The 15426-nt window shown below is 70.1% G+C and carries 11 protein-coding genes; 5 read left to right on the top strand and 6 right to left on the bottom strand.

Going from position 1 to position 15426, the window contains the following annotated elements:
* Window positions 1–147: 147 nt before the first annotated feature.
* Genes A6I89_RS23400 through map form a run of 4 tightly spaced genes read right to left on the bottom strand, consistent with a single transcriptional unit; the run spans window position 148 to window position 4426 of the window.
* Entirely contained in the window at window positions 148–636 is a 489-nt protein-coding gene (locus tag A6I89_RS23400) for a hypothetical protein (RefSeq protein ID WP_022593384.1), read from the bottom strand.
* Between the two features lie 5 nt (window positions 637–641).
* A complete protein-coding gene (locus A6I89_RS23395; protein ID WP_005516298.1) occupies window positions 642–824 on the bottom strand; it encodes a hypothetical protein in 183 nt (60 codons plus the stop codon).
* Between the two features lie 14 nt (window positions 825–838).
* Window positions 839–3646, bottom strand: coding sequence for an FAD-binding and (Fe-S)-binding domain-containing protein (locus A6I89_RS23390; RefSeq protein ID WP_022593381.1), 2808 nt, complete (start codon window positions 3644–3646; stop codon window positions 839–841).
* A gap of 9 nt (window positions 3647–3655) precedes the next feature.
* Window positions 3656–4426 carry a type I methionyl aminopeptidase gene (map, locus tag A6I89_RS23385; RefSeq protein ID WP_022593379.1) on the bottom strand — a complete coding sequence of 257 codons (771 nt, stop codon included), beginning with the start codon at window positions 4424–4426 and terminating at the stop codon, window positions 3656–3658.
* 47 nt (window positions 4427–4473) lie between these two features.
* Between map and A6I89_RS23380 the strand changes: the two genes are divergently transcribed.
* Entirely contained in the window at window positions 4474–4755 is a 282-nt protein-coding gene (locus tag A6I89_RS23380; protein WP_005516303.1) for a helix-turn-helix domain-containing protein, read from the top strand.
* Here the strand turns inward: A6I89_RS23380 and A6I89_RS23375 are convergent.
* Window positions 4721–5056 carry an ArsR/SmtB family transcription factor gene (locus A6I89_RS23375; RefSeq protein ID WP_022593377.1) on the bottom strand — a complete coding sequence of 112 codons (336 nt, stop codon included), beginning with the start codon at window positions 5054–5056 and terminating at the stop codon, window positions 4721–4723. The genes A6I89_RS23380 and A6I89_RS23375 overlap by 35 nt on opposite strands.
* Window positions 5043–5492, bottom strand: a complete 450-nt coding sequence (locus tag A6I89_RS23370) for an SRPBCC family protein (protein WP_005516305.1) — start codon at window positions 5490–5492, stop codon at window positions 5043–5045. The genes A6I89_RS23375 and A6I89_RS23370 overlap by 14 nt, the downstream gene beginning before the upstream one ends.
* Before the next feature lie 254 nt (window positions 5493–5746).
* Between A6I89_RS23370 and A6I89_RS23365 the strand changes: the two genes are divergently transcribed.
* The 4 genes from A6I89_RS23365 (at window position 5747) to A6I89_RS23350 (ending at window position 15421) form a co-directional block, all read left to right on the top strand.
* On the top strand, window positions 5747–7552 hold the full coding sequence (locus A6I89_RS23365; protein ID WP_022593375.1) for a glycosyltransferase family protein: 1806 nt from the start codon (window positions 5747–5749) through the stop codon (window positions 7550–7552).
* Between the two features lie 28 nt (window positions 7553–7580).
* Complete coding sequence (locus A6I89_RS23360) at window positions 7581–10904, top strand: arabinosyltransferase domain-containing protein (RefSeq protein WP_044990277.1); 3324 nt, start codon at window positions 7581–7583, stop codon at window positions 10902–10904.
* A gap of 73 nt (window positions 10905–10977) precedes the next feature.
* Window positions 10978–14298, top strand: coding sequence for an arabinosyltransferase domain-containing protein (locus tag A6I89_RS23355; protein ID WP_022593372.1), 3321 nt, complete (start codon window positions 10978–10980; stop codon window positions 14296–14298).
* Between the two features lie 154 nt (window positions 14299–14452).
* Window positions 14453–15421, top strand: a complete 969-nt coding sequence (locus tag A6I89_RS23350) for a hypothetical protein (protein ID WP_044990275.1) — start codon at window positions 14453–14455, stop codon at window positions 15419–15421.
* The last annotated feature ends 5 nt before the right edge of the window (window positions 15422–15426 follow it).

The following is a 15426-nucleotide window of genomic DNA, read 5'->3' as shown; positions in this document are numbered from 1 at the left end:
CTGACCAGTGAAGGTCGCGGCCGGGTCGGTGTCCGTGTCGCTCTGACCTGGAATAGGTTACGCGAACCGTTCGGCGATTGCCAAATCGGCTGGTCAACGCCTCGAACTACGTGCATCCGGTGCAGATACGTGACATCCGCGCCTCGGCTAGGGCATCTCGACGGTCTCCGCCCGGGCGATCTCTGCGATCGCGGTCTTCAGATAGCCGTGCGACGAGGCGTCGGCCGTCAGGAGGAGATCGGTCATCACCAGGACCGCACTTCGCAGGTACTCGGACTGGCCGATGCGCTGCGCGTCGTCGCTCATTTCCGTCAGCCCCAGCGATCCGGTGAGAACCGCGGCGAGAGCGGAGATGTCGAGACCGGGCAGCCATACGAGGGCGGCGCCGGCAACTCGCGTCAGCGCGTCCTGGATGTCGTCACCGGAGAAGCCGTCGGGGTGGAGGTCCTCGAGCAGCGCCCGGATCACACCCGCGTGCACGAGCGTCACCTGCTCGAACGGGAGAAGTGTCAGGTTCTCGATCTCCTCGACGAACTGCTCACCGTCGGCGGACCGCGCAGCGTTGATGGCGGCGTCCGTCGTCACCGCGATCTGCCGGGGCGTCGTGGGCCATTCGGCGGGCCAGCTGGTACCCATCCGCGTCAGACCGCCGCACTCAGCGCGACCGACAGCGGCACGGCCGTCAGACACAGCACCGCCGCCACCAGCAGGCCGATCACCAGTCGCTTGTCCCACTGCCCGCGCGCACCGCTCGCCGCCAGGACGAACAGCACGAATCCGATACAGACGGAGACGATCGTGACGAGGACCGGAGTGGAGAGCATGCCTGGATTGTGCCTCAGCCGCGTTTTCCCTGATCGGCCAGGAGTTGAGCCAGGTGAGTGCCCTGGCGCCGACCCAGATCGGCGATCTGAGTCCGGCACGAGTAGCCGTCGGCCAGGACGACGGTTTCGGGGCGGATTCTCTCGATCGTCGGTAGGAGTTGGTGCTCCGCGATCGCGACGGACACGTCGTAGTGCCCCCTCTCGACACCGAAGTTCCCGGCGAGTCCGCAGCAGCCGCCCAGGCGTTCCACCTGTGCGCCTGCGCGCTGCAACAACTGTGCGTCCGCATTCCACGTCATCACGGCGTGGTGGTGGCAGTGCGGTTGCGCGACGACGGTGGTGCCCGACAGGTCCGGCGGCGACCAGCCGTCGCGGCCCGCGAGCAGCTCGGCGAGGGTGCGGGTGGATTCGGCGACGGCCCGGGCGTCGTCGGTGTCGAGCAGTTCGACGGCGTCGGCCCGCAGCACCGCCGTGCACGACGGCTCCATCCCGACGATCGGCGCTCCTTCTTCCGCCAGCGCTGTGACGGTGCGGCCGAGGATGCGCCGGGCCGTGTCGAGCTGACCGGTGGTGATCCACGTCAGACCGCAGCACTGCCGCTTCGGGGTGAGCTGCGGCCGGAAGCCGGCGTCTTCGAGCACCTGGACGGTCGCGATACCGACCTCGGGCGTGAAGTGATCGGTGAACGTGTCGACGAACAGCAGCACCGAGTCGCCGGTGGCGCGGCGCTGGGTGGCCGTCGACGCGAACCAGCGCCGGAACGACACGGGCGCGAACTGCGGGACGTGCCGACGTCGGTCCGCTCCCCCGAGAGCCAGCGCGGCCGGCGCCACGCCCGGAAGCCTGGTGACGGCATTGACCAGCCGCGGCGCCCGACCGGCGAGGGCCGCCCACCGGGGCAACCAGCCGAGTGAGTAGTGCGACGCCGGGCGCAGCCGTCTCCGATAGCTCTGGTGCAGGACCTCCGACTTCCAGGAAGCCATGTCGACTCGGGTGGGGCAATCGGACGCGCAGCCCTTGCAGGACAGGCACAGGTCGAGGGCGTCGTGCACCTCCGGTGAACGCCAGCCGTCACGCACGAGGCTGCCGTTCAGCATCTCCTGCAGGACGCGGGCACGTCCGCGCGTCGAATCCTTCTCTTCTCGTGTCGCCAGATAGGAGGGGCACATGACACCGCCGGCGCCGGTGGTGTCGGCGCGACACTTCCCGACACCCGTGCAGCGGTGTACGGCCTGGGCGAAGTCGCCGTCGTCGTCGCGGTAGGCGAGGGCGAGGCCCCGGCGCAGCGGCGCCGTCCGGGGGACGCGCAGGTCCGCGTCCACCGGCCGCGGGTCGACGAGGACGCCGGGATTGAGGACGTTGCCGGGATCGAAGATGTGCTTGACCGCACCGAAGAGCCGCAGCGCCTCGGGCGAGTACATGAGCGGTAGCAGTTCGCTGCGGGCGCGGCCGTCGCCGTGTTCGCCGGACAGTGATCCGTCGTAGCGGGCGACCAGTTCCGCAGCGGCGGTGAGGAAGCGTCGGAAGACGGCCGAACCGTCGGGCCGGTCCAGCGGCAGATCGAGGCGGATGTGCAGGCAGCCGTCGGCGAAATGACCGTAGGGAAGGCCGGTGATACCGAAGTCGGTGAGCAGGGCGTCGAAGTCACGCAGGTAGGGGCCCATCCGGTCGGGCGGGACGGCCGCGTCCTCCCAACCCGCATAGGCGGGCGCACCGGCGGGGCTGCGTCCGGCCAGGCCGGCGCCGTCCTCCCGGATCCGCCACAGCGCAGCGGCCCGGGCCGGGTCGTCGACGACGAGTGCGTCGACGGCACCGCAGCCGCCGGCCAGGGCTCGCGCCCGGTCGAGCACGTCGTCTCGGGACTCCCCCGCGATCTCGACGAACAGCCACGCCGCACCGTTCGGCAGTGGCGGCACCGCCTGCGGCCCCCGGCGATCGCGCACGACGTCGACCAGACGCGAATCGATGCCCTCGCACGCAGTGGGACGGAAACCGAGGACGGCCTTGGCGTCGTCGCCCGCGGACGCGATGTCGGGGTAGCCCAGCGCGACCAGCACACGGTGCGCCGGATCCCGCACCAGATTCACGGTGGCCTGCGTGACGATCCCGAGCGTGCCCTCGCTGCCGACGACGAACCTCCGGACGTCGAAGCCGTTCTCCGGCAGGAGGTGCTCGAGCGCGTATCCCGACGCCTGCCGACCGAAACGGCCGAATTCGGTTCGGATCGTGGCCAATCCGGCACGGGTGACGTCGCGGAGCCGGTCCAGGATCAGTGAGCCCGTCGCGGCCGGCAACGACAGTGCCTCACCCGTTCCGGCGAGCAACTCCAGACCGGCGACGTTGTCCGACGTGCGGCCGTAGCCGAGAGTTCTTGCGCCACAGGCATTATTGCCGATCATGCCGCCGACGGTGCAGCGGTTGTGGGTGGACGGGTCGGGACCGAACCGCAGCCCGTGCGGCGCCGCCGCCCGCTGCAGCACCGCCTGTACGACACCCGGCTCGACGACGGCGGTGCGGGTCTCCGGGTCGACCGCCAGCACCCGGCCCAGGTGCCGGCTGAAATCGAGGACCACGCCCGGGCCGACCGCGTTGCCCGCGACCGACGTACCCGCGCCGCGCGCAGTGAGCGGCACCCCCTCGGCGCGGCAGACGTCGAGCACCGCCGCGACCTCGTCGACCGCGCGGGGGAAGACCACCGTCGTGGGCGGCACCCGGTACAGCGACGCGTCCGACGAGTACATCGCCCGGGTGGTGCCGTCGGCGCGAACGTCCCGCACCCCCGCGCGGCGCAGCGCGTCGGAGATCGGCGTCCAGTCCGGCATAGGTGCAGCCTAGTGCCGCGCCGTGAGCACCACCGGGCCGTCGTCGGTGATCGCGACGGTGTGCTCGCTGTGCGCGGCGCGGGCCCCGGTGACGGTTCGCAACGTCCAACCGTCGGCGTCGTGCCGGTAGTCGTCGGACCCGTCGGCGATGAGCATCGGCTCGATCGCGAGGACCAGACCGGCGCGCAGCCGCATGCCCCGTCCGGCGCGGGCCTCGTTGGGCACGTCCGGGCTCTCGTGCATGACCCGGCCGATGCCGTGGCCACCGTGGTCGGCGAGCAGCCCGAAACCGCGACTGCGGGCGAACGTACCGATCGCGGCGCCGATGTCGCCGAGACGGTTCCCGACTCGCGCGGCCTCGATCCCGCGACGAAGGGCCTCGTCCGTGGCCGCGACCAACGCCTCGTCGGCGGGGTTCGCGGCGCCGACGACGAAACTGATCGCCGAGTCGCCGCACCAGCCGTTCAGCCTCGCGCCGCCGTCGATGCTCACCAGGTCACCGTCGCGAAGCCGGTAGCCCGACGGGATACCGTGCACCACAGCATCGTTCACGGACGTGCAGAGCACCCCCGGGAACGGGGTGGCGGCCCAGTTCGGCCGGTAGTTCAGAAAGAGCGGCTCCGCGCCGGCATCGGCGACGACGCGGGCGGCCACGGCGTCGAGTTCGCGCAGACTCACCCCCACCCGCGCGTGAGCACGCGCCGCCGCGAGCGCGTCCGCGACCACGCGGCCCGCCGCTCGCATCCCCTGGATCTCGGATTCGGTCTTGAGTTCGACCACCACACACCTCCGGTTCGAATAACTATACCGGTATTACTATATGCAACATGGTGCGTGTGCCGTTGACGGCGGAGGAACTCGAACGTGGACAGAGGCTCGGTGAGCTGCTGCGATCCGCGCGAGGCGAGACGAGCATGGTGCAGGTGGCGCTGGACGCCGGGATCTCCGTGGAGACGCTGCGCAAGATCGAGACCGGGCGCATCGCGACGCCGGCGTTCTTCACCATCACCGCCGTCGCGCGCGTCCTCGACATCTCCCTCGACGACATCGCCGCCGCCCTCGACCCCGACGCGGTCAGTCCCGATCGGGCGCCTCGGCGCGCATCTTGATCCGCGCGAGGCGACGGTCCCAACCGGACGCGATCCGCTCGAGCTGAGCGGCCGCCTCGCTCAGCCGCGCACCGACCGCGACGAACCGCACCTCCCGGCCGTCCCGCTCGGGCACGACCAGACCGACGTCCTGCAGCACCGCGAGATGCTTGGCGATCGCCTGCCGCGACACCGGCAACTCCCGGGCCAGCGCCGACGCGGACGCCGGATGCCGTCCGAGCCGCAGCAGGATGGCCCACCGGGTGTCGTCGGCGAGGGCCGCGAACACCACGGGAGCAGCGGAGGGGTCACCCGACGGCATCCACGGCCTCCAGGTGACTCTTCGCGAGCGCCATCTCGATCGCCCAGCCCTCGACGTTTCCGTCGTACTTCTCGCGACGCTCCAGTTCGGTGCCCGGCAGCGCCGCGAATCCCGTCTCGACCACCGTCAGCGTCACCCGCCCCGGCGCCACCTCCGCGATCGTGAACTCCACGAGCGTCGACGGACTGTCGGCTACGGCGGGGTCGGCGAGCCAGCGGAAGGCCGCGTAACGAGGTTCGTCCAGGTGCACGGTCGCGAAGGCGAATTCGCCGTGCACGGGGTCGTGCACGACGTCCAGCTCACCGCGACGCTCGATCCGGTGCTCCACGATCCGTTCGTCGTTGATGTACCAGCCGGGTTCGCTGATCAGCTTCCACACCCGCGACGCCGGGGCGTCGATCTCCACGGTTCGTTCGATTCGGTCCAGTGCGTCCATCGGTCCCATCCCTCCGGTTCGGCGAATACCTGCAACTTCAGGGTTGCACCTACACTGGCCCAGTGCAACCCTCCGGTTGCATCAATTCGACGGCACCGAAAGCTCCGACCGACCTATCCCCTATGCCCGTTACGCCCCCGCGGCCCACCACTTCTCACAGGTAGGACCCAGGTAGCTGCGGTATTCTCGCCTCCGGCCAACCGACGGCTGCGCGGCGCCACGCCCCACCGTCCAGCATTACGGAAAGGGGCGATGTGAGCGAGATTCTGCAACTGTCAGACGGGAGCGCGTCGTCCCCGGCGACGACGACCACGACGACCCGACCGGCCACCACCCGCGCCGGGCGGATCCGGATCGCACCGGCCGACTTCGTCGCCACCGCATCGTTCCTCGCTCTGGCCGTGTTCGTCCTCGGACGTCAGTGGAAGCACCTCGGCGACGGCTATCTGATCCGCAGCGGCCAGGACCAGACGATGTGGGAATGGTTCTTCGCGGTCACCGCGCACTCCCTCGCGAACTTCGAGAACCCGCTGTCGAGCACGCTGCAGAACTATCCGCTCGGCGTGAACCTGATGGCCAACACCGCGATGTTCGGTGTCAGCGTCCCGCTCGCCCCCATCACGCTCGTCTTCGGTCCCACCGTGACGTTCACGCTCGCACTCACACTCGGCCTCGCCGGGACCGCGACGGCCTGGTACTGGGTGCTGTCACGGCACGTCGTGCAGTCCCGGTTCGCGGCCGCTGTGGGCGGCGTCTTCTGCGGCTTCGCGCCCGCGATGATCTCGCACACCAACGGCCACCCGAACTTCGTCGCGCTGTTCCTGCTGCCGTTCATCGCCCTGCTGGTCATCCGGCTCGCGAGCGGTGAACGACCGATCCGCAACGGTGTGATGCTCGGCCTCGCCGTCGCGTACCAGATCTTCCTCGGCGAAGAGCCGCTCCTGATCTATTCGATCGCGTTCGTCGTCTTCGGCATCGCCTACGGCGCGTCGCGACCCGGGGAAGCGATCGCGGCGGCCAGGCGCGGCGTCAAAGGGCTGTGCGTGGCCGGCGTCGTCACGCTCGCGATCGTCGCGGTCCCGCTGTGGTGGCAGTTCCTCGGACCGCAGAGCTACCACTCGATCGAACACGGCCCGGTCGGCAACGACGTCAACGCCTTCACCCGCTTCCCGACCCAGTCCCTCGCGGGCGATCCCGGGTCCGCGGCCGGACTGTCGATGAACGCGACCGAGGAGAACGCGTTCTTCGGTTGGCCACTGCTGCTGCTGGTCGCGATGACCGCAGTGTGGTTGTGGCGGGTGCCGATGGCCCGTGCCGCCGCCGCGACCGTGGCGGCGATGGGCGTCCTCTCGCTCGGCGTGGAACTGACCGTCGCGCACACCGACACCGGGATCACGCTGCCGTGGGCCTGGTTCGCGAAACTGCCGCTGCTCGAATCCGTCCTCGAATCCCGCTTCGCGATGGGCTGCATCCCGGCCATCGCGATCCTGCTCGCGCTCGGCACCGACCGCGCGATCGCCGCCGGACGCGTCGGCCAGCGCTCCACGACCCTGTTGTGGCTCGGCTGGCTCGCCGTCTCGCTGCTGCCGCTCGCGCCGGCCCCACTGGAAGTGGCGCACCGGGCCCCCACTCCGGCGTTCTTCGCCGACGGCACGTGGCGCTCCTACGTCTCCGACGGATCCGTCGTCACGGTTCCGCTCCCCCGGCCCGAGGATGCCAAGGCTTTGCAATGGCAGGTCGGGCAGAAGTTCGGGTACCCCATCGCCGGCGGCTACTTCGTCGGCCCCGCCGGCCCCGAGGACAAGGGCAAGTACGGCCCCGACGACCGCCCGACCGCGCTGCTGCTCGCCAAGGCGCAGGGCACCGGCGTGGTGCCGCCCGTCGACGACGCCACCCGCGCCACCGCACTCGACGACCTGCGGTTCTGGAACGCCGACGTCGTCGTGCTGCCGCCCGGGAAGAACCAGCAGGCGCTGCACACCACCATCGAACGACTCCTCGGCGTCGACGGCCGCTGGGTGGACGGCGTCTGGGCCTGGGACGTGCGGAATCTGACGTGACCCGCGCGCTCCCCTAGAGTCGAGTCTCGTGCCAGACGACGTGACAGCCCCCGCCCAGGTCGACTCGAGCCGCAAGGCGAGCGGGGTTCGAACCGCCCGCCTAGTCGCGATCGTCACCGGTCTGCTCGGCGCGATCCTCGCGCTCGCCACCCCGTTCCTGCCGGTGCAGCAGGATGCGGCGTCGATCAGCTGGCCGCAGAACGGCAGCCTCACGAACGTCGAGGCGCCGCTCGTCTCCTACACACCGCAGCAACTGCACGTGAGCATCCCGTGCACCGCCGTCGGCCAGCTGACCGAGAAGGGCGGCGCTCTCGTCTCGACGGTCCCGACGTCCGCCGGACGCGCCGAGGCCGACGGCCTCGTGATCAAGGTGGACGCCGCGTCCGACGGTGAACCCGCCCGGCTGCGAGCGATCCTGCGCGACACCGCGCTGCTCTCGCTGCCCCTCGACGACCTGCGCGGCTGCACCGAGATCGTCGTGACGTCCGACTCGCAGGGCACCACCGCCGCCGTCGCCGGTATCCCCGACCAGGAGGCGACCGTCGTCGACGGCGACGTCCGTCCACAGATGGTCGGCGTCTTCACCGATCTGCAGGGCACCCCGCCGGCCGGGCTGGACGTCCGCGCCGACCTCGACTCGCGCTTCTCGTCGAGCCCCACGCTGATCAAACTGGTGGCGATGATCGGTGCAGTGCTCGCCACGATCGTCTCGCTGGTCGCCCTGCACCGCCTCGACGGCATCGACGGCCGCCGCACCCGCCGCTTCCTCCCGGCCCGGTGGTGGCGGTTCACCGGCATCGACGCGGTCGTCATCGGTGGACTGCTGCTGTGGCACGTGATCGGCGCCAACACGTCCGACGACGGTTACCTGCTCAACATGGCTCGCGTCTCCGAGCATGCCGGCTACATGGCCAACTACTTCCGCTGGTTCGGCGTCCCCGAAGCGCCGTTCGGCTGGTACTACGACGTCCTCGTGCTGTTCACGAAGGTGAGCACCGCCAGCATGTGGATGCGCCTGCCGGCGCTGATCGCCGGAATCCTCTGCTGGATGATCATCAGCCGCGAGGTGATCCCCCGCCTCGGCCGCACCGTCCGCCGCAACAGCGTCGCGATGTGGACCGCGGGCCTGGTGTTCCTCGCGTTCTGGCTACCGTTCAACAACGGACTGCGGCCCGAACCGATCATCGCCCTCGGCGCGCTGCTCACGTGGTGCTCGATCGAACGCGCGATCGCAACCGGACGCATGCTGCCCGCCGCCGTCGCGGTGCTGATCGCCGCGTTCTCCCTCGCCGCCGGACCGTCCGGGCTCATCGCGATCGCCGCACTCATCGCCGGCGCCCGGTCGATCGTGCAGATCGCCGTCCGGCGCGGACGGAAGGTCGGCGTAGTCGGCCAGATCGCGCCGATTCTCGCGTCCGGCACCGTCGTACTCGTCGCCGTGTTCGCCGACCAGACCCTCGCCTCGGTGCTCGAGGCGACGCGCGTGCGCACCGCCGTCGGCCCGAACGTCGCCTGGTTCGACGAGCGGGTCCGCTGGGACGCCCTGCTCAACGTCTCCCCCGACGGCTCGCTGGCGCGCCGCTTCGCGGTCTTCGCGATGCTGCTGTGCCTGATCGTGTGCATCCTGATGCTGCTGCGCCGCGGCGGGAAGATCCCCGGCACCGCGATCGGCCCGTCCCGCCGCATCCTCGGCATCATCTTCGCGTCACTGCTGCTGATGAGCTTCACACCGACCAAGTGGACCCACCACTTCGGCGTGTACGCGGGCCTGGCCGGATCCGTCGCCGCGCTCGCCGCCGTCGCGGTCGCCGGCGCCAGCCTGCGCTCCAAGCGCAACCGCACCCTGTTCGCCGCGGCGGTGCTGTTCATCCTGACGATGTCGTTCACCGGCCCCAACGGCTGGTGGTACGTGTCCAGCTACGGCGTGCCGTGGTGGGACAAGCCGCCGTCCATCGGCGGCAAGGGCTTCTCGACCGCACTGCTCGGGCTGACGGTCCTCGCGCTGTTGCTCGCGGCCTGGTTCCACATCCGCGAACCGTACGAGCGCGCCAGGGACGCGAAGAATGCCGGGACCGCCGCACCGAACGGCAACGGCCGGCTCGCCCGCATCCGCCGGTGGTCGCCCGCGCCACTGACGCTGGCCGCAGCCGCCGTCGTGCTGTTCGAGGTGCTCTCGCTCCTCAAGGGCGCCGTCGCGCAGTACCCGTCGTACTCGATCGCGCACGCGAACCTGCGCTCCGCAGCCGGAAACTCGTGCGCGCTCGCCGACTACGTCCTCGTCGAGGACGACACGAACGCCTCCGTGCTGCGACTGCTGGACCAGCCGACCGATCTCGCGGGCGCCGGCGCCTTCGGGGCCACCGCGGCGACCGGCTTCACCGCGGACGGTGTCGCCCGCGACCTCACCGCCGACAAGGAGACCGTCGCGACCGGCGGCGCCAACTCCGTCGACGCCGACTCCGATTCGGGTCAGAGCACCACCGGCACCGGCGCCGGCACGGGCGGCGGTACCGAGGCGTCCACCGGCGTCAACGGCAGCTCCGTGTCCCTGCCGTTCGGGCTGTCCCCGGCCACCACCCCGGTGCTCGGCAGCTACCAGTCCGGCGCCCAAGAGTCCGCCGAACTGGTCACCGGCTGGTACGGCCTCCCCGACCGCAGCGACGACGCCCCGATCCTGACGATCGCGGCGGCCGGACGCATCCACTCCGTCGATCCCGACGGCATCGTCACCGACGGCCAGCTACTCGACGTCGAGTACGGCACACGGCAGGCGGACGGCAGCGTCGAGGCCCTCGGCCGCATCGCACCCATCGACATCGGACCGGCACCGTCGTGGCGGAACCTGCGGGTGCCGCTCGACCAGCTGCCCGCCGGCGCGAACGCCGTCCGGCTCGTCGCGTCCGACACCGGTCTCGCCCCCGACCAGTGGCTGGCCGTCACCCCGCCGCGCGTACCGCGCATGCAGACCCTGCAGACCGTCGTCGGCAGCAGCGCACCCGTGCTGCTCGACTGGTCGGTGGGCCTGGCGTTCCCGTGCCAGCGCCCGTTCGCGCACCGGGACGGCGTCGCCGAGATCCCCGAGTACCGCATCCTGCCCGACCGGGTGGGCGCCCAGGCCACCAACGCGTGGCAGGACGCGATCGGTGGCGGACCGCTCGGCTGGACGCCGTTGCTGCTGAACGCCGAGACCATCCCGACCTACCTGGACGGCGACTGGCGGCGGGACTGGGGTTCCCTCGAACGATTCACCCCGATCGTCGAATCGGCGCAGCCCGCGCAGGTGGATGTCGAGCAGATCACCCGGTCGGGCCTGTGGTCGCCGGGCCCGATCCGGGAGACCCCACCCGCTTGACCAGCCTGTGAAGTAACTGAGAGCCGGTGACCTCGTTCGGATAACGAAAACATCTCGCCTACGATCGAACACCGTGCCCGACGTTGTGACAGTCCCCGCTCCCGGACCCGAAGCAGGCTCACCGCCGCCGGCTTCCCGACCCCGAAAAGCGGATCTCCGCAACGCTCGGCTGATCGCCGTCGTCACCGGCCTGGTCGGCCTACTGCTGGCGCTGGCGACGCCGTTCCTGCCGGTCACCCAGACCGCAGCGAGCGTGTCGTGGCCCGAGAACGGCGTCGCCGCCAACGTCGAGGCGCCGCTGATGTCGCAGGTACCGACGTCGCTGTCCGCGACGATCCCCTGCCGGGCCGTCGCCGAGATGCCCGAGGCCGGCGGCATCCTGCTCGCCACCGCGCCCGCCCAGGGTGAGGACGCGCCCGTCAACGCGATGTTCGTGCGCGTGTCCAGCGAGTCCGTCGACGTCCTCAACCGGAACGTCGTCATCGCCACCGCGCCGCGCGAAGACGTCGAATCCGGCTGCAGCGAGATCTCCATCGCCTCCGACGTCAACGGCACCACCGCCGAATTCGTCGGCCTCACTGACGACGACGGCAAGCCGCTCGTCGGCGAGATGATGTTCGACTACCGGCCGCAGGTCGTCGGCATCTTCACCGACCTCGCCGGCAAGAGCGTCCCGGGTCTGCAGTTCTCGATGGACATCGACTCCCGGTTCTCGTCGAGCCCCACCGCGGTCAAGCTGATCGCGATGATCGGCGCGATCCTCGCCACCCTGATCTCGCTCGTCGCCCTGCACCGCCTCGACGGCGCGGACGGTCGTCGGGCCCGCCGCTTCCTGCCGTCCCGCTGGTGGAAGCTCACCGCGGTCGACGGCGTCGTCGTCGGCACCCTCGTCGGCTGGCACTTCTTCGGCGCCAACACCGCCGACGACGGCTACCTGCTCACGATGGCCCGCGCGTCCGAGCACTCGGGCTACATGGCCAACTACTTCCGCTGGTTCGGCGTCCCCGAGGCCCCGTTCGGCTGGTACTACGACGTCCTCGCCCTCATGGCGAAGATCTCCACCGCGAGCCCGTGGATGCGTCTGCCCGCGCTCCTCGCGGCGATCCTGTGCTGGATGGTCATCAGCCGCGAGGTGATCCCGCGCCTCGGACGGGCGGTACGCCACAACCGTGTCGCGCTGTGGACCGCGGGCCTGGTGTTCCTCGCGTTCTGGCTGCCCTACAACAACGGTCTGCGCCCCGAACCGATCGTCGCCGTCGGCGCGCTGCTGACCTGGTGCTCGATCGAACGTGCCATCGGCACCCGACGCCTGCTGCCCGCCGCGATCGCCGCCCTCGTCGGCGCGTTCACGCTGGCCGCGGCCCCCACCGGACTGATGTGTATCGCCGCGCTGCTGGCCGGTCTGCGCCCCATCACCCGGCTCATCGTCCGACGGCGCCACCAGGTGGGCACCTTCTCGCAGCTGCTGCCGCTCGCCGCGGCCGGCACGCTGGTCCTGGTCGTCGTCTTCGCCGACCAGACGTTCTCCACCGTCATGGAAGCCACCCGGGTCCGCACGATCATCGGCCCGAACCTGGAGTGGTTCCAGGACTACCAGCGCTACTACTTCCTGTTCGTCCAGACCACCGACGGCTCGCTCGCCCGCCGCTTCGCGTTCCTGACGATGCTGCTGTGCCTGTTCACGGTGCTGTTCGTGTTCCTGCGCCGCAAGCGGATCCCCGGCGTCGCCGCCGGTCCGTCGTGGCGTCTGATGGGCATCGTCTTCGGAACGATGTTCTTCATGATGTTCAACCCCACGAAGTGGACCCACCACTTCGGGGCGTACGCGGGCATCGCCGGCTCACTGGCCGCGCTCACCGCCGTCGTCGTGTCCGCCAGCGCACTGCGCTCGCGGCGCAACCGCACGATGTTCCTCGCCGGACTGTTGTTCGTGCTGGCGCTGTCGTTCTCCGGCATCAACGGCTACTGGTACGTCTCCAGCTACGGCGTCCCGTGGTTCGACAAGACCGTGCAGCTCAGCGGCCGCGAATCGAGCACCCTGTTCCTGGTGCTGTTCGGCCTGTCCGTCGCACTCGTCGCATGGCAGTACCTGCGCGAGGGCTACGCGCCGCCGCCGGCGAAGCCCGGCACCGCCAAGGGCCGACGGATCCGCAAGTTCGCGGCCGCACCGCTCACCGTCGTCGCCGGCGCCATGGTGCTGTTCGAGGTCCTGTCGATGCTCAAGGGCGCCGTATCGCAGTACCCCGCGTACTCGCTCGGCCGCTCCAACGTCGAGGCCCTCGCCGGCAAGACCTGTGGTCTCGCCGAGGACGTGCTGGTGGAATCGGACCCCAACGACGGCGCGCTCACCCCCATCGCAGACCCCGCCAACCCACTCGCCGACCCGAGCGATCCGCTCGCCGGCAGTAAGCCCGTCGGCTTCACCCCCAACGGTGTGCCTGACGACCTGACCGCCGACTACGTCGAGGTCAAGGCCGGCATGGGCAACACCGACGGCCAGAGCATCGGACCGAGCTTCGAGACCGGCTCCGGCTCCGGCACCACCGGCGGCGTCGGCGCGCTCGGCGTCAACGGCAGCACCGTCAAACTGCCCTTCGGACTCGACCCGGCCCGCACCCCCGTCCTCGGCAGCTACCAGGACGGCATCCAGCAGTCGGCGTCCGTCGTGTCCAGCTGGTACCAGCTGCCCGAACGCAGCGACGACTCCCCGCTCGTCGTGCTGTCCGCCGCCGGCCGCATCTTCTCCGTCGACCAGATCAGCGGACAGACCAACTACGGCCAGTCCCTCGTCGTCGAATACGGCAAGCGGCAGGCCGACGGCACCGTCGACGTCCAAGGCACCTACGTGCCCCGCGACATCGGCCCCGCCCCGTCGTGGCGCAACCTGCGCGTCCCGATCGACGAACTACCCGCCGACACCGACGTCGTGCGGATCAACGCCAGCGACCCCAACCTCACCGGCGACCAGTGGCTCGCATTCACGCCGCCCCGCGTCCCGAAGCTCCAATCGCTCGGCACCGTCGTCGGCAACGAACGACCCGTCCTACTGGACTGGGCCGTCGGACTGCAGTTCCCCTGCCAGCGCCCGTTCGACCACCTCAACGGCGTCGCCGAGATGCCCGAGTACCGGATCCTGCCGGACCGGCCCCTCGCGGTCAGCTCCACCGACACCTGGCAGTCCCTCGAGAACGGCGGCCCCCTCGGCTGGACCGAAATGCTCTCCAGCGCCACCACCATCCCGACCTACCTGAACCACGACTGGGGCCGCGACTGGGGCTCGCTCGAACGGTACGACCGGCACTACCCCGACGCCCAGCCCACCACCGTCGAGACTCGCGAAGTCACCCGATCCGGCTTCTGGTCGCCAGGCACCATGCGGGTGTACGAGCCGTAGGCTGGTTTCTTCTCAGCTGAAGGGTCCCTTCATGCGCTCCCAGCGTATGAAGGGTCCCTTCAGCTTTATCCACAGCCGCACGTTCATCCACAGGCGGGCGCATCCGCGTCGCTCGTCAGCTCTGACCCACCGGACCGTCCACCAAGCTGTGCGCATGGGACGACGACATTGGAGCGCGGACGCACTTCGCGAGCTCCGCCGCTTCGCGGTCAGCGGCATCGTGCGGGTGCGAGACCTTCTCGAAGCCGGGATGTCCGGTTCGGCGATCAGCTTTCGATGCAGGCCCGAGGGGCCGTGGCAACGAATACTGCCCGGCCTCGTGCTCATGCACAACGGCGTACCGAGTCAGCGCGAGCGGCGCACCGCGGCGTTGCTCTACTGCGGAACCGGCTCGATGCTGACCGGGCGCGCGGCGCTGGCCGAACACGGATACCGATCATCCGAATCGTTCTCCGACGTGCATGTGCTCCTCGACCATTCGCGGCGGATGCAGTCGACAGGCTTCCTCGTCGTGGAGCGGACGACCCGGCTACCGACGCCGGTGGATCGGAGTGGACTCGCCTGCAGCCCGCTACCCCGAGCGCTGCTCGATGCCGCCAGACGATGCACCACAACCTCTGCAGCACGGGCGCTACTTGCGGAGGCAGTGCAGCGTGGCGATGTCTCGCCCGCCACGCTCGCAGACGAACTCGAGTCGGGCAGCAATCGTGGATCGGCACTACCCAGGAAAATTCTGCGCGAGGTCAGCGCCGACATCCATTCCGTGGCCGAGGCCGACGCCCGACAGTTGTGGCTCCGAAGCGGTCTTCCGCCGATGTACTTCAACCGCGAGATCGAGACGAGGGCGGGCACATTCGTGGCACGACCCGACGGTTGGATCGACGACGTCGCCCTCGCGTGGGAAATCGACTCACTCGACTGGCATCTGTCACCCGACGAGTACGACGCCACGCTCGCACGGCGGGCACGCATGCAAAGCGAGGGCATCATCGTGCTCGCCGTCATCCCACGGCAGTTGCGGGACTCCCCGGAACGCGCGCTGGCAGACCTGCGCGCGCACTACGAACTGGCGCGGTCCAGACCGCGGCCACCGCTCCGCATGCGGCCCCGGCCGACCCACTGAAGAGC

The organism is Prescottella equi (assembly GCF_002094305.1).
Taxonomy (GTDB): domain Bacteria; phylum Actinomycetota; class Actinomycetes; order Mycobacteriales; family Mycobacteriaceae; genus Prescottella; species Prescottella equi.
The sequence above is the reverse complement of the archived record's forward strand: the minus strand, read 5'-3'. Positions and strand labels throughout refer to the sequence as shown.